Source organism: Micromonospora sp. WMMD734 (assembly GCF_049178975.1).
Lineage (GTDB): Bacteria > Actinomycetota > Actinomycetes > Mycobacteriales > Micromonosporaceae > Micromonospora > Micromonospora wenchangensis.
The window spans coordinates 1,927,892-1,943,230 of sequence record NZ_JBMHMK010000001.1 but is presented as its reverse complement, the minus strand read 5'-3'; the positions used below and the strand labels follow the sequence as shown (position 1 = coordinate 1,943,230).

Below are 15,339 nucleotides of genomic sequence, written 5' to 3'. Positions count from 1 at the left end.
CTAACGCTCCCGCCCGGCGTCGCCGCTCCCGGCCGACCACAGTATCGACAGTGGCCAACCCCGCGCTGTCCGCTTCACGCCAGCCGGTGCTCATCAATCCACCTGACGGCGAGATCGACGGCGGGGCGCAGCCGTACGCAGTGACCGTCGGCGGCGCCCACCGGGCCGGAGCGGACCGCCCCGGCGGCCTCCACGGCCGCCCCGATCCGTGGGAAGTCACCGTCGTCCAGGTGCGGGGCACGGAAGTCCCGGCGGACCCGGCGGCCCTGCGGGTCGCGCAGGTAGCAGCGGTACGCCCGGTGCGGGGCGGGCCGGGCGCACCGGTACTCGGCGAGGTGGAACGCGGTGCACACCGACCAGTCGACGCCGAGCAGCAGCACCAGCGCGTCGGCGGCGTACAGCGCGCCCAGCGGGGACCGGTCGCCGAGGTGGCAGTCCAGGTCGTGCCGGGCGGTCAGGGCGGCGGCGGCCGGGCCGAGAGCGGCGAAGGAGGTCTGCGGGTGGGCGCTGCGTCGGGCATCGACCTGCCGGCGGACGTGTTCGGCGAACGCCCCCATCCCCTGCGCCGGGCTGTGCACCGGATCGAACGGCGCGATGGTCGCCTCGACGGCGGCGGCCTGGGCCGGGGTCATCCCCGCCGTGGCGGCCCGGAACGCCGGTGAGGTCACCGAGTTGCCGGCGGTCTGCGTCGGCACGACCACCGTGCCGTCGTCGCCGAGGGTGTCGCGCAACGCCGCCAGGAGGGTGCCCGGCCCGGCCGGGTCGGGTCGCACCCGGGACAGCGCGCAGTGCACCAGCACGGTCGCGCCGGCTGGTAGTCCGATCGCCCGCAGGTCGGCGGCGAGGCCGGCCCGGTCGTTCACCGCCAGCCGTCCAGAGTGGCGCGCATCCGTCCGACGAAACGCTCACCGTCGGCGGTGAGGCTGCCGAGGTCGAGCAGCGCGTCGACCGTCGTGTCGGTCCACTCCCGGTAGCGTCGGTGGTGCGCCGCGGCCTCGGCTCCCGGGCGGTGCCGCCACACGTCGGCGACGGCGAGGTGGGCGTAGACCCCGTGCAGCGCGCCCTCCACCGGGCGGGGGTCGTCGCGCCAGGGCACCCGCAGCCGCCTGGCGTCGGCGGGGTCGAACAGCTCGCAGACGTCGAGCACCGCGTCCAGCTTGAGATGTTGCACCTCGTGCACGAGCAGCACCGCCAGCGCGGCGTCGTCGGCGACCGGGGTGACGGCGACCGCGCCGAACGCGGACCGGGCGGCGGCGCTGCGGGAACGGCCTGACGGGTCGGGGCGCAGCGGCACCACGGCGCGCAGCAGGGCACGGACGCCGACGGCGTAGCCGGCGGCCTCGCCGTCGAGGCGGTCGACCGCCCGGCGCACCTGCCGCGTCCAGCGGTCGGCGACCGCCGGGGCGAGCCGGGCCGCCACCGGCAGGTCGAAGCAGTCCCGGTACGGGTCGGTGTCCTCCAGCAGGACGGTCCCGTCGCCGGTGTGGGCCGCCCGGGTGGGTCGCCACCGGTCCGGGTGGGGTCCGGGTCCGGCCGGCCGGACCCGGACCCGTCGCCGGCCGGCCCGCAGCGTGACACCGCCGGTGGAGATGGTGACGGGCACCGTCGCGGCGTCGGTGTCCACCATGATCGCGCCGAGCGTCGGCAGGTGCACCGCGCCGGCCCGCACCGGCAGCGCGAGTTCGGCGTCGACGCCGGCCCGGACCGCTGCCGCGGCGGCGACGGCGGCGAGGTGCGACAGGTCGCCTGCCGCGCCGGCCCGGCAGCGCTGCGCCCACCGCCTGACGAACGGGTGGGTGAGCACGTGGTCGACGGCGTCGGGGGCGGACACGTCCAGTGCGACCAGGAGGTGCCAGCCGGCCGCCGCGACCGGGTCGGCGGTGGCGGCGGGGCTGAGCGCGACCGTCAGCGCCCGGGCGATGCCGTGGTGGACGGCGGCGAGCTGACCCACCGGTCCGGGGCCGCCCCGCCCGGAGCCGAGGTCGGTCAGGACAGCGGGGGGCAACGTGTCGGCCGGCTGCTGTGACGGCGACCCGGCGGGGACGGCGGTGGCCCGGATCAACGCGGCCAGGTCCGTGCAGTAGGCCGACGGGTTGGCGAAACCGGTGCCCGAGCGGTACCGGTGGGCGAACAGGCCACCGCCGCAGCGGCGTACCAGCGGGCAGGAGCGGCAGGTGGCGCAGAGGCCGGCCAGTCCGGACTGGCGGACGGCGATGCCGGGGTGGGCCGCCGCCTCGTCGACGGTGTGCCGGAACACGTCCAGGCCGGTGGCGGCGGCGCCGTGGAAGGCGGACTTGAGCGAGTCGACCTGCTCGAAGCTGCCGTCGGTCTCCACCACCACGAGATCCGCCGGGGCGAGCCCGACCGCCTCGGTGCCGGTGCTGCCGCCGGTGGCTGTGGCCAGCAGGGACTCCAGCAGCCGGATCGGCACCGGCCGGCCGTCGGCCAGCCAGCGCCGGTGGATGGTCAGCAGCCAGTCCGCGTACGGGGTGGTGGCCCCGTCGGGGCGGGCGGGTGGCCGGTCCCAGTTGGCGTGCGGCAGCAGGAAGTCGATCCGGGGCGGTTGCTCGGCGAGCAGCGCCTGGTAGACCCGCAGCGGGTCGTTGGCCAGGTCGACGGTGCACAGCAGCCCGGCGTAGGAGCTGCGGTACGCCGGGCGGCGCAGCAGGGCCAGCGCCCGGCGCACCTGGTCGTGGCTGCTCGCGCCGTTGGCGTACCGGCGGTGCCGGTCGTTGGCCGACCGGTCACCGTCCAGGGAGACGCCCACCGCCACGTCGTGGGCGACGAGGACGTCGGCGATCTCGGGGGTGAGCAGCACGCCGTTGGTCTGCATCCGCAGGTCGAGCCGGGTCACCGGGGCGATCACCCGGCGCAGGGTGGCGGCGGTGGTGGCGAGCCGGGCCGCGCCGGCCAGCAGCGGTTCCCCGCCGTGCAGGACGACCCGCACCACGCCGAGCCGGTGGGTGGCGGCGTGTTCGGCGATCCGCCGGGCGGTGGCCTCGACCGTGTCGGGCGTCATCAGCCGGGGTTGACGACGCCACGACTGGTCGGGGTGTTCGTAGACGTAGCAGTGGTCGCACGCCAGGTCGCACCGGCTGGTCAGCTTGAGGACGTACTGGCTGAGCGGGGCGACCGGGGCGCGGGGCGCGGTGGCCGGGTCAGACGTGCGAGCCGAAGGATGCGACATCGACCCGGGTCGGGTGGGTGGCCCGGCGGTCGTCGATGCGCGCCACGGCGAGGGCGCGCTCGACCGGGATCTGGCCGAGTGGCGTCCGGCGTACGTCGCTCATCGGCGTCGGGAACGGATCGGACGGGCGTTGGGTGCGGTCCACGTCGGGCCCCCATCTGTGTCGGAGGTGGACGGGCGTCCGTCCACGTCGACGACAATCACGGATATCGACGATGCTAGCTGCCACGGCCCGTGATGTCACTGCTGCGTAGCGCCATCGTCCTCGATCATCCGGGCCATCCAGGCCGTGTTGGACTGGGCGATGATCCGCTCGGCCTCGGCGACGAACGCCTCGTCGTCGGTCCAGCCCAGGCCGGCCTCCCGGGTCAGCCGCAGCCGGGTCAACTGGTCGGCCGTGCGGGCGTACTCCAGGTGCTGTTGCTCGTAGCGTTCGGCCGCGCCGTAGCCGACCAGCGCGGTGGTGACCGTCGCGACCACCCCCACCCACGCGGTCAGGCCGAGCACGTCGCCGAACACCCCGGCGACGGCGGAGAGCACGGCGGCCAGGACGGTCAACGCGGTCGCCGCCCGGCCGATCCGGGTGGCCGCGCGGCCGGCCTGCCGGGCCGCCGGCAGGTAGTAGCCGTCGACCTGCCGCTGCACCCGTCCGGCGAGGTAGCTCGGCAGGTCGGTGACCGGCGGCAGTGGACGGTCGACGGGGGTGCCGTCGAGGGTGTGCCCGACCAGGTCGCCGACGCCGTCCACGAGCTGCCCGTAGCGGTGCAGCAGGACGGCGTCGGCGTCGACGCCGGCGTAGGGGGCGACGTGGGCGAGGTAGCGGTACAGCTCCGCCTTCGACGCCTCGGAGACCGCCCGCAGCCGGGTCCAGGCGGCCACCGCCTCCCGCGACGCGCGCCGGCCGAGCACCGGCACCAGCAGCAGCGACACGGCGGCGACGAGCGCCAGTACCCGGCCGGCGGCGGGCGCTTGAGCGGCCAGCCGGGCCGCCGCGGTGCCGGCGACCGCAGCGGTGGCGGTCAGCGCGGCGACCGCCCGTCGCCCGGTGGTGATCCGTCGTTTGGCCCGTCGGGCGGCCCGCGACCAGTCTCCCTGCCCCCGCCAGACCTGCCCGGCGGCGAGGGACGCGTCGATGTCCGGCACAGCCGCATGGTAGGCGACCGACGCCCATCCGACTCGTGCCCGCCGGGACGAGCACGACGGACATGACGACGTTGTCGTACTGCTGGTCGACCGGGTGTATGCGCATCCGGCGCGCGTTCCGGCGAAAACCCGCAACTGGGGCGGCCGGCCAGCCGAGATCCACCGGGATCACCTGTTCAGACCAGGGCGAACGACTGCCGTTCATCACCTGGCAACAGGGGTTTCGGCAGGCGGGGGCCATGGTTGCCCGGGTCAACCCATTGATATGGGTGCCTGCCCGTGTGATCGTGCCTCCAGCAGTCGCCAACCCCCGGCGACTCGCGACGGACAGTCACCCCCACCGGGCCCGCCGGCAGCCCGGAGACCGCCCGTCGCGGCCATGCCTCACGCAGCACCGGCGCGCGACCCCACCGGGCACCGCGACGCCGCCCGAGAACAGGAGCACCCCCCTTGACGCTCTCACCCCGCCTCGTCGCGCTCTCCGGCGCGGTCGCGGCCGGCCTGATCGCCGCGGGCACCGCCGCAGCGGTCCAGGCCGCGCCGTCCCACCCCGTACCCGACCCGGCCCAGGCCCGGGCCGCCGCCGTCGACGCGGCCAGCTCGCTGGTCGCCAGCCGCCCCGCCTACCTGCACGCCAGCGCCGACGAAGCGTTCGTGCAACGGCCGGTCATCTCCTCCGAGGGCATCCAGTACGTGCCCTACGAACGCACCTACCGGGGCCTGCGTGTGGTCGGCGGTGACTTCGTCCTGGCGACCACCGCCACCGGCGAGGTCACCTACGCCTCCGTCGCCCAGCAGCAGAGCATCGGAAACCTGTCCACCACCCCGAAGCTCACCGCCGCCGCGGCCGAGCGGACCGCCCGCGCCCAACTGCGCACGGTCGCCGGCGTCGAGGGCACCGCGCTGGTCGTGCACACCCTCGGCGCGCGTCCCACGCTGGCCTGGGAGACCACCGTCACCGGCACCGGCGCGGACGGCCCCAGCCGGTTGACCGTCGCCGTGGACGCCGCAACCGGCGCGGTGCTGGACACCCAGGAGCACGTCGTACGGGGCACCGGCACCGGCGCGTGGAACGGGCCGGTCACCCTGAGCACCACCCAGTCGGGCAGCACCTACTCGCTGAAGGACCCGAGCACCACCAACCTGAGCTGCCAGGACGCCGCGAACAACACCACCTTCTCCGGCTCGGACGACGTCTGGGGCAACGGCACCGGCACCAACAAGGAGACCGGCTGCGTCGACGCGCTGTTCTCGGCGCAGACCGAGCACAAGATGCTGTCGCAGTGGCTGGGCCGCAACGGCGCGAACGGCAGTGGTGGCGCGTGGCCCATCCGGGTCGGCCTCAACGACCAGAACGCCTACTACGACGGCAGCCAGGTGCAGATCGGCAAGAACACCGCCGGGCAGTGGATCGGCTCGCTCGACGTGGTGGCCCACGAGATCGGCCACGGCATCGACGACACCACCCCCGGTGGCATCTCCCGGGGCAACACCCAGGAGTTCGTCGCCGACACGTTCGGCGCGGCCACCGAGTGGTTCGCCAACGAGCCGTCCACCTACGACGCGCCGGACTTCCTCGTCGGCGAGAAGATCAACCTGGTCGGCAGCGGCCCGATCCGCAACATGTACAACCCCTCCGCGCTCGGTGACGCGAACTGCTACTCCAGCAGCATCCCGAGCCAGGAGGTGCACGCGGCGGCCGGTCCGGGCAACCACTGGTTCTACCTGCTGGCCATGGGCAGCAACCCGACCAACGGGCAGCCGACCAGCCCGACCTGCAACAGCAGCACCGTGACCGGCCTCGGCATCCAGAAGGCCATCAAGATCATGTACAACGCGATGCTGCTCAAGACGACCACCTCGTCGTACCTGAAGTACCGCACCTGGACGTTGCAGGCCGCCAAGGGCCTGTCCTGCCGATCATGGAAGCCAGATGATGGCGGCGATGAGGACCAGGCCGGACCGGTAGAGGGATGCGCGCTTGGCGTAGCGGGTGGCCAGGTCACGCCACTGCTTTAGCCGGTTGAAGCAGCGCTCCACGACGTTGCGCTTGCGGTAGATCGCCTTGTCGAAGGCCGGTGGTCGCCCGCCGTGGCTGCCCTTGGCGGCCCGGCGGGCGACCTGGTCCGAGCGTTCCGGGATGACGTGCCGGATCCCGCGTTGTCGCAGGGCTCGACGGGTCGAGTCATGCGCATAGCCCTTGTCCGCGATCAGCACCTCCGGTCGCTTGCGGGGCCGACCCGGCCCGGGCTCGTTGATCCGGATCGCATCCAGCAGCGCCAACAGCTGCGGGTTGTCACCGGCCTGGCCCGGGGTGAGCAGGATCGACAACGGCCGACCGCGTCCGTCGACAGCCAGGTGGATTTTCGTGCTCAGTCCGCCGCGGGATCGGCCGATGGCCTCGCCATCTTGCGTACCAGGTGCCGCCGGACTTGCCGTGGAGCCCCTTTTTTACGGGCGCCAGCGGCATGCTGGTGCGCCCGCACGATCGACGAGTCGATGCTGATCGTCCACTGCACCGGTGTGCCATCGTCGTGGACCTGCGCCGCCGCGAGAATCCGATCCCACGTTCCGTCAGCGCTCCACCGGCGCAGCCGTTCGTGGCAGGTCTTCCACGGCCCGAAGCGTTCCGGCAGGTCACGCCACGGCGCACCCGTACGCAGCTTCCACAAGATCCCGTTGATGACCTGGCGATGATCCCGCCACCGCCCCCGCGCACCGCCCGGCTCGGGAAGCAGCGGGGCGATCACCGCCCACGCCTCATCGGTCAGCTCACCACGACGTACCACCGGCACATCGTCAACGACCAACCGCTACAAGATCGACAGGACACGCCCAAGACCCTCTACCCGGGCAGCTGCACCGAGTTCAACACGGTCAAGGCCGCCTGGGACGCGGTGAGCGTGCCCGCCCAGTCCGCTGACCCGACCTGCACCGGCGGCACCCCGACGCCCACCCCGACCGCGACCTCCACCCCGACGCCCACCCCGACCTCGGGCGGCTGCTCGGGCCAGAAGCTGACCAACCCGGGCTTCGAGTCCGGCGCCACCGGCTGGACCGCCACCTCGGGCGTGATCACCGCGTCGGCCAGCCAGGCCGCGCACGGCGGCTCGTACAAGGCGTGGCTCAACGGGTACGGCTCGACCCACACCGACACCCTCACCCAGTCGGTGAGCATCCCGGCCGGTTGCCGGGCCACGCTGTCCTTCTGGCTGCACATCGACACGGCCGAGTCGGGCAGCACGGCGTACGACAAGCTGACCGTCAAGGCCGGCAGCACCACGCTGGCGACGTACTCCAACGTCAACGCCGCCAGCGGCTACGTGCAGCGCAGCTTCGACGTGTCCGCGCTGGCGGGCAGCACCGTCACCATCTCGTTCAGCGGGGTGGAGGACAGCAGCCTCCAGACGTCCTTCGTGGTGGACGACACCGCGCTCACCCTGAGCTGACCCTTCCACCGCCGGCAGCGGCCGGTCGTCGCACCCGCGACGGCCGGCCGTCGGCGTGTCCGCCCCACCCGCTCCCCCGCCCCCGCCTGCTCCCGGCCACGTCCCTCCGCCGGCCAGCCTCCCGTCAACCGGCGACTGCGAGCCGACAGAGGCCTGGAGGGTCGCGTCCGCGAGGTGGAATCCCGCTTCCAGTGGGCAGATGCAGGCCGCTAGGGTGACCGGGTGAGCGTGTTCCGGATCAGTGAGGCCGCCGAGCTGCTCGGGGTCAGCGCCGACACCGTGCGGCGCTGGGTGGACGCCGGCCGGCTGCCCGCCCGGCGGGACACCCACGGCCACCGCATCGTCGACGGCGTGGACCTGGCCGGCTTCGTCCGCGCCCAGTCCGCCGCCCCCGACGAGGGGGCCGAGTTCTCCTCGGCCCGCAACCGGCTGCGCGGGATCGTCACCGCCGTCGTCCGGGACACCGTGATGGCCCAGGTCGACATCCAGGCCGGGCCGTTCCGGATCGTCTCGCTGATGAGCCGGGAGGCCGTCGACGAGCTGGACCTGCGGGTCGGCTCGGTGGCCGTCGCCGTGATCAAGTCGACTACCGTCGTGGTGGAGCGGCCCGCGCCCACCGGGCAGGCCAGGGCAAGGACCGACCCGTGACCGGCACCACCACGGCCGCCCGACAGCGCGGCGGCAGCCGTCCGGTGCGCCAGCGGATCCGGGTCGTCGTCGCCGCCCTCGTGGTGGCCGTCCCCGCCCTGGCCGGATGCGGGGGCGGCACCACCGCGCCGGCCGCCGACGGCGGGCCGCGCGGCACCCTCACCGTCTTCGCCGCCGCGTCGCTGACCGAGTCGTTCACCACCCTCGGCCGGCGGTTCGAGGCCGAATACCCGGGCACCACCGTCACCTTCAACTTCGCCGGCAGCTCCGCCCTGGCCACCCAGATCACCCAGGGCGCCCCCGCCGACGTGTTCGCCTCGGCCGCCCCGACGAACATGACCACCGTCACCGACGCCGGTCACGCCGCCGGCACCCCCACCGTCTTCGCCCGCAACCAGCTCGTCATCGCCGTGCCGCAGGGCAACCCGCAGCGCCTCGCCGGGCTGGCCGACCTGACCCGGCCGGGGTTGAAGGTCGCGCTGTGCGCCGCCCAGGTGCCGTGCGGGGCGGCGGCGACCACCGCGCTGGACGCGGCCGGCGTACGGGTCACCCCGGTCACCCTCGAACAGGACGTCAAGGGCGCGCTGGCCAAGGTGAAACTCGGCGAGGTCGACGCGGCGCTGGTCTACCGCACCGACGCCCGCGCAGCCGACCGGGAGGTCGACGGCATCGAGTTCGCGGAGTCCGCCCGTGCCGGCAACGACTACCCGATCGTGGTGCTGGCCGACGCGCCGAACCCCACCGCCGCCCGCGCCTTCGTCGCGCTGGTCCGGTCCACAGCCGGGCAGGCCGTCCTCACCGACGCCGGATTCCAGCCACCGGCAGGCCCGTGACCGCGTCCACCCGCCGTCGCGGCACCGGTCAACGGGTGCCGGTCGCGCTGCTCGTACCGGCCGCCCTGGGGTTGCTGTTCCTGCTGCTGCCACTGGGCGGGCTGCTGCTGCGCACCCCGTGGACGTCGCTGGGACCGCGCCTCACCGCACCCGGGGTGCTCACCGCGCTGCGGCTGTCGGTGCAGTGCGCCACCCTGGCCACGCTGCTCTGCCTGGCGCTGGGCGTACCCCTGGCGTGGCTGTTGGCCCGGGTGGAGTTCCCCGGCCGGCGGCTGGTCCGGGCGCTGGTCACCGTGCCGCTGGTGCTGCCGCCGGTGGTCGGCGGGGTGGCGCTGCTGCTGGTCTTCGGCCGACGCGGGCCGGTCGGCGGCTGGCTGGACGCCACCTTCGGCGTCACGCTGCCGTTCACCACCACCGGCGTGGTGCTCGCCGAGGCGTTCGTGGCGATGCCGTTCCTGATCATCGCGGTGGAGGGGGCGCTGCGCGGCGTCGACCACCGCTACGAGGAGGCCGCCGCCACCCTGGGCGCCCGCCGGTGGACCACCTTCACCCGGGTCACCCTGCCGCTGGTCGCCCCCGGCGTCGCCGCCGGGGCGGTACTGTGCTGGGCCCGCGCGCTCGGCGAGTTCGGCGCGACCATCACCTTCGCCGGCAACTACCCGGGCCGGACCCAGACCATGCCGCTCGCGGTCTACCTGGCCCTGGAGACCGACCTGGAGGCCGCCGTGGTGCTCAGCCTGGTGCTGCTCACCGTCTCGGTGGTGATCCTCGCCGGGCTCCGCGACAGGTGGATCGGCGGCCCGTGACACCGCCGCTGCTCGACGGGCACCTGGTCGTCGACCGGGCCGGGTTCCGGCTGGACGTCCGGCTGCACGTCGCCGCCGGAGAGGTGGTCGCACTGCTCGGGCCCAACGGCGCCGGCAAGACCACCGCGCTGCGTGCCCTCGCCGGGCTGCATCCGCTCGACGCCGGCCGGCTGCGCCTCGACTCGACGGTGCTGGACCAGCCGGACGCGCGGCGGTTCGTCCGGCCGGAGCGGCGACCGGTCGGCGTGGTGTTCCAGGACTACCTGCTCTTCCCACACCTGACCGCCCAGGACAACGTCGCGTTCGGCCCGCGCCGGCAGGGCCTGCCCCGGCGGGCCGCCCGGGCGCGGGCCGACCGCTGGCTGGACCGGGTGGGGCTGGCCGGATACGCCGGACGGCGGCCCCGGGAACTCTCCGGCGGGCAGGCCCAGCGGGTCGCGCTGGCCCGCGCGCTCGCCGTCCACCCGACCCTGCTGCTGCTCGACGAGCCGTTGGCCGCGCTCGACGCCCGGACCCGGCTGGACACCCGCGCCGAACTGCACCGCCACCTCACCGACCACGCCGGGGCGGCCGTGCTGGTCACCCACGACCCGCTCGACGCCCTGGCGTTGGCCGACCGGCTGATCATCGTCGAGGACGGCCGGGTGGTCCAGGAGGGCGACCCGGCCACGGTCACCGCCCGGCCGCGCACCGACTACGTGGCCCGACTGGTCGGGCTGAACCTGCTCCGAGGTCGGGCCGACGGGCATCTCGTCCACCTCGCCGACGGGTTCGCCGTGCCGACCGCCGACCGGCTCGACGGCGACGCCTTCGTGGTCTTCCCACCGACCGCCGTCACCCTGCACCCGGACCGACCCGACGGCGATGCTCCGCACACCTGGCCGGCCACCGTCGCCGGGGTGCACCGGCACGGCGACCACCTGCGGGTGCAGCTCGCCGGGCCGGTCAGCACCGTCGCCGACGTCACCCCCGCCGTCGCCGCCGGGCTGCGGCTGCTGCCCGGGCAGCAGGTCTGGGCGAGCGTGGCGGCCGGCGACACCCGGGCGTACCCGGTCGGGCCCTGACGCCCGGGGGCGGCGGTCACCCCGGGCCGGGCGGGCCGTCGTCGGCGGCGGGGGCGGGGACAGATGGCGTCGGCTGGAACACGTCCGGCACCCCGTCGCGGTCCAGATCGACCTGCTCGGCCTCGTGCACCCGCCGGTAGACCCGGCTGCGGGCACGCAGGATGACGCTGGCCAGCAGGGCCGACACCAGCGAACCGGCGAGCACCGCCACCTTGGCGTGGTCGTCGCGGGCGCTGCCCAGCCCGAAGGCCAGCTCCCCGATCAGCAGCGAGACGGTGAAGCCGATCCCGCCGAGCAGCGCCAGCCCGAGCACGTCGAGCCAGTTGAGGCCCTCGTCAAGGTCGGCCCGGGTGAACCGGGACACCAACCAGGTCGCGGCCAGGATGCCGATCGGCTTGCCGACGATCAGGCCGACGGCGATGCCCACCGCGACCCGGTCGGTCAACGCGGTGGCCAGCCCGGCGAGCCCTCCCACGGTGACCCCGGCGGAGAGGAAGGCGAACACCGGGACGGCGATGCCGGCGGAAACCGGCCGGACCCGGTGCTCGAAGTGCTCGGCCAGGCCCGGCCCGGCGTCCGGGCCGCCGGCCGCCGCGCTGCGCAGCACCGGCACGGTGAAGGCGAGCAGAACGCCGGCCACGGTGGCGTGCACCCCCGACTCGTGCACCAGCACCCAGGTGAGGACGGCGAACGGCAGCAGCAGCCACCACGACCGGACCCGGCGCTGCACCAGCACCCCGAACGCGGCGAGCGGCAACAGCGCGCCCACCAGCGGGACGACGGACAGATCGGCGGTGTAGAAAACCGCGATGATCATGATGGCGAGCAGGTCGTCGACCACCGCCAGGGTGAGCAGGAAGGTCCGCAGCGCCGACGGCAGGAAACGACCCACCACGGCGAGCACCGCCAGGGCGAACGCGATGTCGGTGGCGGTCGGGATGGCCCAGCCCCGGCCCGCGCCGTCACCCGCCCCGGCGGCGATCAGGGCGTACAGCACGGCGGGCACGACCACCCCGCCGACGGCCGCCGCCACCGGCACCGCCGCCCGCCGGGGGTCGCGCAGGTCACCGGCCACGAACTCACGTTTGAGCTCCAGGCCGGCGACGAAGAAGAACACCGCCAGCAGACCGTCGGCGGCCCAGGTCGCCACGCTGAGATCCAGGTGCAGCGCGGCCGGGCCGACGGTGACGTCCCGCAGCGCCTGGTACGACCCCGACCAGGGGGAATTGGACCAGACCAACGCGACGAGCGCCCCGCCGAGCAGGAGCGCCCCGCCGACGGTCTCCCGGCGCAGGATGGCCGAGATCCGACTGGTCTCGCCCCAGGAGCGGCGGGCGAACAGGCTGGAGCGTCGCCGGGTGGCGTTGGTCACAGGAACTCCTCGTCGGCAGGGGTCGCGTCATCCACCGCCGACCAGACTTCCCGGCACACCTGGACCAACCCTATCCGCTGCGGCGACCCGCCGCCGCTGCGACGCCGGCCGGTGTACCCGGCACCCCGGCCGCCGAACCCTGGTGCTCCCGGCCGGGCCGTTGCCCGGCCGGGAGGGGAGGCGGATCAGAGGGTACGGGCCAGCCGGTCGGCGAGCAGCCGGGCGAACCGGGCCGGGTCGGCCAGGTCGCCGCCCTCGGCGAGCAACGCCGTGCCGTAGAGCAACTCGGCGGTCTCGGTCAGCGCCGCGCTGTCGTCGCCCCGCTGGTGGGCGACGCGCAGGCCGGTGACCAACGGGTGGGTCGGGTTGAGTTCGAGGATCCGCTTGACCGGGGGCAGTTCCTGCCCCATCGCCCGGTACATCTTCTCCAGCGTCGGGGTGATGTCGTGCGCATCGCCGACGATGCACGCGGGCGAGGTGGTCAGCCGGGAGGAGAGCCGGACCTCCTTGACCGTGTCGGCGAGCGCCCCGCCGAGGAAGGTGAGCAGCTCGGCGTACTCCTTGTTCTGCTGCTCCCGGGCGACCTCGGTGTCCTTGCGCTCCTCCTCGGTCTCCAGGTCGACCTGGCCCTTGGCGATGGAGCGCAGCGGCTTGCCGTCGAACTGGCCGACCCGCTCCACCCACACCTCGTCGACCGGGTCGGTGAGCAGCAGCACCTCGTAGCCCCTGGCCCGGAACGCCTCCAGGTGCGGCGAGTTCTCCAGCATGGTGCGGCTCTCGCCGGTGGCGTAGTAGATCTCGGTCTGGCCGTCCTTCATCCGCTCCACGTACCCGCCCAGGGTGGTGGGGTCGGTGTCGTGGTGGGTGGAGGCCACCGACAGCAGGTCGAGGAGGGTCTCGGTGTTGTCCGCGTCCTCCAGCAGACCCTCCTTGACCACCCGGCCGAACTCGCCCCAGAAGGTGGTGAACTTCTCCGGGTCGGCGGTGCGCATCTCCTTGACCGTGGCGAGCACCTTGCGGACCAGCCGGCGGCGCACGATCTGGATCTGCCGGTCCTGCTGGAGGATCTCCCGGGAGATGTTCAGCGACAGGTCGTGCGCGTCCACCACACCCTTGACGAAGCGCAGGTAGTTCGGCATCAGCGCGGCGCAGTCGTCCATCACGAAGACCCGCTTGACGTAGAGCTGCACCCCGCGCCGGCCGTCGGCCTGGTAGAGGTCGTACGGCGCGTGCGCGGGCAGGAACAGCAGCGCCTCGTACTCGAAGGTGCCCTCCCCGCGCATGTGGATGGTCTCCAGCGGGTCGGTCCAGTCGTGGCTGACGTGCCGGTAGAAGTCCCGGTACTCCTCCTCGGCGACCTCGTCGCGCGAGCGCGCCCAGAGCGCCTTGCGGGAGTTGAGGGTCTCCTCGGTGGGTTCGCCGCCGTCGACGCCCGGCACGGTGGTGCGGATCGGCCAGGCGATGAAGTCCGAGTACCGCTTCACGATCTGCCGGACCGTGGCGAGGTCGGCGTAGTCGTGCAGGTTGTCCTCGTCGTCGGCGGGCTTGAGGTGCACGGTGACCGAGGTGCCCTGCGGGGCGTCGTCCACGGTCTCCACCACGTACGTGCCCTCGCCGGTGGACTCCCAGCGGGTGCCCTCGGTCTGCCCGGCCCGCCGGGTGAGCAGGGTGACCCGGTCGGCGACCATGAACGTCGAGTAGAACCCGACACCGAACTGGCCGATCAGCTCGCCGCCGGCGCTCTCCTTGGACTCCTTGAGCTTACGCAGCAGCTCGGCGGTGCCGGAGCGGGCGATCGTGCCGATCAGCGACACGACGTCCTCGCGGGACATGCCGATGCCGTTGTCCCGCACGGTGAGGGTCCGGGCCTGTGGGTCGGTCACCAGCTCGATGTGCAGGTCGGAGGTGTCGACGTCGAGGTCGGAGTCGACCAGCGACTCCAACCGCAGCTTGTCCAACGCGTCGGAGGCGTTGGAGATCAGCTCGCGCAGGAAGACGTCCTTGTGCGAATAGATGGAATGCACCATCAGTTGCAGCAGCTGGCGTGTCTCCGCCTGGAACTCCAGCGTCTCGGTCCGACTGCTCACACCAACCTCCTCGTACGGGCGGGCCAGATCCGCGCAACAGGATACGAGGTGCCGTGGCGGCCCGGTCACGCCCGGTCGTCGTCCCGACGGACCAGCAGGCAGGCCTGCGGGGTACGCTCCATCGCCCCGGCGAACTCCTGCGGCGCCCGCCACATCCGGGCCTGCTCCGCCAACCCGGCGGCGTGCAGCAACGCGGCCACCTGGTCCGGGTGGCGGCGACGGAACGCCAGCGAGACCGGCTCGCCCCACGCCTCGGTGTAGCGGACCGTCTCGTCACCGACCTGGAAGGCGAGCAGGGCGTGCCCGCCGGGGGCGAGGACCCGGCGGAACTCGGCGAACACCCGGGGCAGCCACTCGTCGGGCACGTGGATGACGCTGTACCAGGCGACCAGCCCGGCCAGCACGCCGTCGGCCACCGGCAGGTCCAGCATGGACCCCTCGACGAGGCGCAGGTCGGGGTGGGCGAGCCGGCCCTGCGCCAGCATCCCGGGGGACAGGTCGAGCCCGGTGACGGTCAGATCGAGGGCGCGCAGATGGCCGGTGATCCGGCCGGGGCCGCAGCCGACGTCGAGCACCGGGCCACCGCCACCGGCCAGGACGGTCTCGGCGAACGCGGCGAGCATGCCCCGGTCGACCGGGCGGGCGGCGAGCTCGGCCCGGAACCGGGTGGCGTACCCGGCGGCCATGGTGTCGTAGGAGGCGCGGGTCTCGGCGAGGAAGTCGACGTCGGTCACGGCCGCGGACCCTACC

The 15,339-nt window shown here is 73.9% G+C and carries 14 protein-coding genes; 6 read left to right on the top strand and 8 right to left on the bottom strand.

The features are described from left to right. Window positions 1-74: 74 nt before the first annotated feature. The 4 genes from ACN267_RS08100 to ACN267_RS08085 form a co-directional block, all read right to left on the bottom strand. On the bottom strand, window positions 75-863 hold the full coding sequence (locus ACN267_RS08100) for an aminoglycoside N(3)-acetyltransferase (protein ID WP_281897317.1): 789 nt from the start codon (window positions 861-863) through the stop codon (window positions 75-77). Further along, complete coding sequence (locus ACN267_RS08095) at window positions 860-3,187, bottom strand: FxsB family cyclophane-forming radical SAM/SPASM peptide maturase (protein WP_204960715.1); 2,328 nt, start codon at window positions 3,185-3,187, stop codon at window positions 860-862. The genes ACN267_RS08100 and ACN267_RS08095 overlap by 4 nt, the downstream gene beginning before the upstream one ends. Continuing rightward, window positions 3,159-3,290, bottom strand: coding sequence for a hypothetical protein (locus ACN267_RS08090; protein WP_255554030.1), 132 nt, complete (start codon window positions 3,288-3,290; stop codon window positions 3,159-3,161). Before ACN267_RS08090 ends, ACN267_RS08095 begins: the two co-directional genes overlap by 29 nt. Before the next feature lie 137 nt (window positions 3,291-3,427). Next, the gene (locus ACN267_RS08085) at window positions 3,428-4,330 is read right to left on the bottom strand and encodes a DUF4231 domain-containing protein (protein ID WP_421488314.1); all 903 of its coding nucleotides are present in this window, start codon (window positions 4,328-4,330) and stop codon (window positions 3,428-3,430) included. A gap of 450 nt (window positions 4,331-4,780) precedes the next feature. Between ACN267_RS08085 and ACN267_RS08080 the strand changes: the two genes are divergently transcribed. After that, window positions 4,781-6,349: a M4 family metallopeptidase gene (locus ACN267_RS08080; RefSeq protein ID WP_421488313.1), complete on the top strand. Its 1,569-nt coding sequence runs from the start codon at window positions 4,781-4,783 to the stop codon at window positions 6,347-6,349. Here the strand turns inward: ACN267_RS08080 and ACN267_RS08075 are convergent. After that, a protein-coding gene (locus ACN267_RS08075) for an IS5 family transposase (protein WP_282273828.1) occupies window positions 6,251-7,119 on the bottom strand; the annotation gives its coding sequence in 2 pieces (ribosomal slippage) (window positions 6,251-6,777 and window positions 6,777-7,119; 870 coding nt in all). The two genes, ACN267_RS08080 and ACN267_RS08075, sit on opposite strands and share 99 nt — an antisense overlap. On the opposite strand from ACN267_RS08075, the gene ACN267_RS08070 reads away from it, so the two are divergent. The 5 genes from ACN267_RS08070 (at window position 7,024) to ACN267_RS08050 (ending at window position 11,130) form a co-directional block, all read left to right on the top strand. Beyond that, the gene (locus tag ACN267_RS08070) at window positions 7,024-7,779 is read left to right on the top strand and encodes a hypothetical protein (RefSeq protein ID WP_421490531.1); all 756 of its coding nucleotides are present in this window, start codon (window positions 7,024-7,026) and stop codon (window positions 7,777-7,779) included. The genes ACN267_RS08075 and ACN267_RS08070 overlap by 96 nt on opposite strands. A 222-nt stretch (window positions 7,780-8,001) precedes the next feature. Next, window positions 8,002-8,427 (top strand): TOBE domain-containing protein, encoded by a 426-nt coding sequence (locus ACN267_RS08065; protein ID WP_204960712.1) that lies wholly within the window; start codon window positions 8,002-8,004, stop codon window positions 8,425-8,427. Window positions 8,428-8,471: 44 nt separating this feature from the next. Then, window positions 8,472-9,260: a molybdate ABC transporter substrate-binding protein gene (modA, locus tag ACN267_RS08060; RefSeq protein ID WP_204960781.1), complete on the top strand. Its 789-nt coding sequence runs from the start codon at window positions 8,472-8,474 to the stop codon at window positions 9,258-9,260. Further along, window positions 9,236-10,066, top strand: a complete 831-nt coding sequence (gene modB / locus ACN267_RS08055) for a molybdate ABC transporter permease subunit (protein ID WP_204960780.1) — start codon at window positions 9,236-9,238, stop codon at window positions 10,064-10,066. Before modA ends, modB begins: the two co-directional genes overlap by 25 nt. After that, a complete protein-coding gene (locus ACN267_RS08050; protein ID WP_421488312.1) occupies window positions 10,048-11,130 on the top strand; it encodes an ABC transporter ATP-binding protein in 1,083 nt (360 codons plus the stop codon). Before modB ends, ACN267_RS08050 begins: the two co-directional genes overlap by 19 nt. A 16-nt stretch (window positions 11,131-11,146) precedes the next feature. Here ACN267_RS08050 and nhaA read toward each other — a convergent pair whose 3' ends face one another. The 3 genes from nhaA to ACN267_RS08035 all read right to left on the bottom strand — a co-directional run bounded on the left by nhaA (window position 11,147) and on the right by ACN267_RS08035 (window position 15,323). Then, window positions 11,147-12,502, bottom strand: a complete 1,356-nt coding sequence (gene nhaA, locus ACN267_RS08045; RefSeq protein ID WP_421488311.1) for a Na+/H+ antiporter NhaA — start codon at window positions 12,500-12,502, stop codon at window positions 11,147-11,149. 185 nt (window positions 12,503-12,687) lie between these two features. Beyond that, on the bottom strand, window positions 12,688-14,589 hold the full coding sequence (htpG, locus tag ACN267_RS08040) for a molecular chaperone HtpG (protein ID WP_421488310.1): 1,902 nt from the start codon (window positions 14,587-14,589) through the stop codon (window positions 12,688-12,690). Between the two features lie 65 nt (window positions 14,590-14,654). Next, window positions 14,655-15,323, bottom strand: a complete 669-nt coding sequence (locus ACN267_RS08035) for a class I SAM-dependent DNA methyltransferase (RefSeq protein ID WP_281897305.1) — start codon at window positions 15,321-15,323, stop codon at window positions 14,655-14,657. Between the last annotated feature and the right edge of the window lie 16 nt (window positions 15,324-15,339).

What these genes read in the sequence shown, in the direction of transcription:
- ACN267_RS08095 (WP_204960715.1), bottom strand. Translation starts at nt 3,187, where the DNA reads ATGTCGCATCCTTCGGCTCGCACGTCTGACCCGGCCACCGCGCCCCGC.
- ACN267_RS08070 (WP_421490531.1), top strand. Translation starts at nt 7,024, where the DNA reads ATGATCCCGCCACCGCCCCCGCGCACCGCCCGGCTCGGGAAGCAGCGG.
- ACN267_RS08090 (WP_255554030.1), bottom strand. Translation starts at nt 3,290, where the DNA reads ATGAGCGACGTACGCCGGACGCCACTCGGCCAGATCCCGGTCGAGCGC.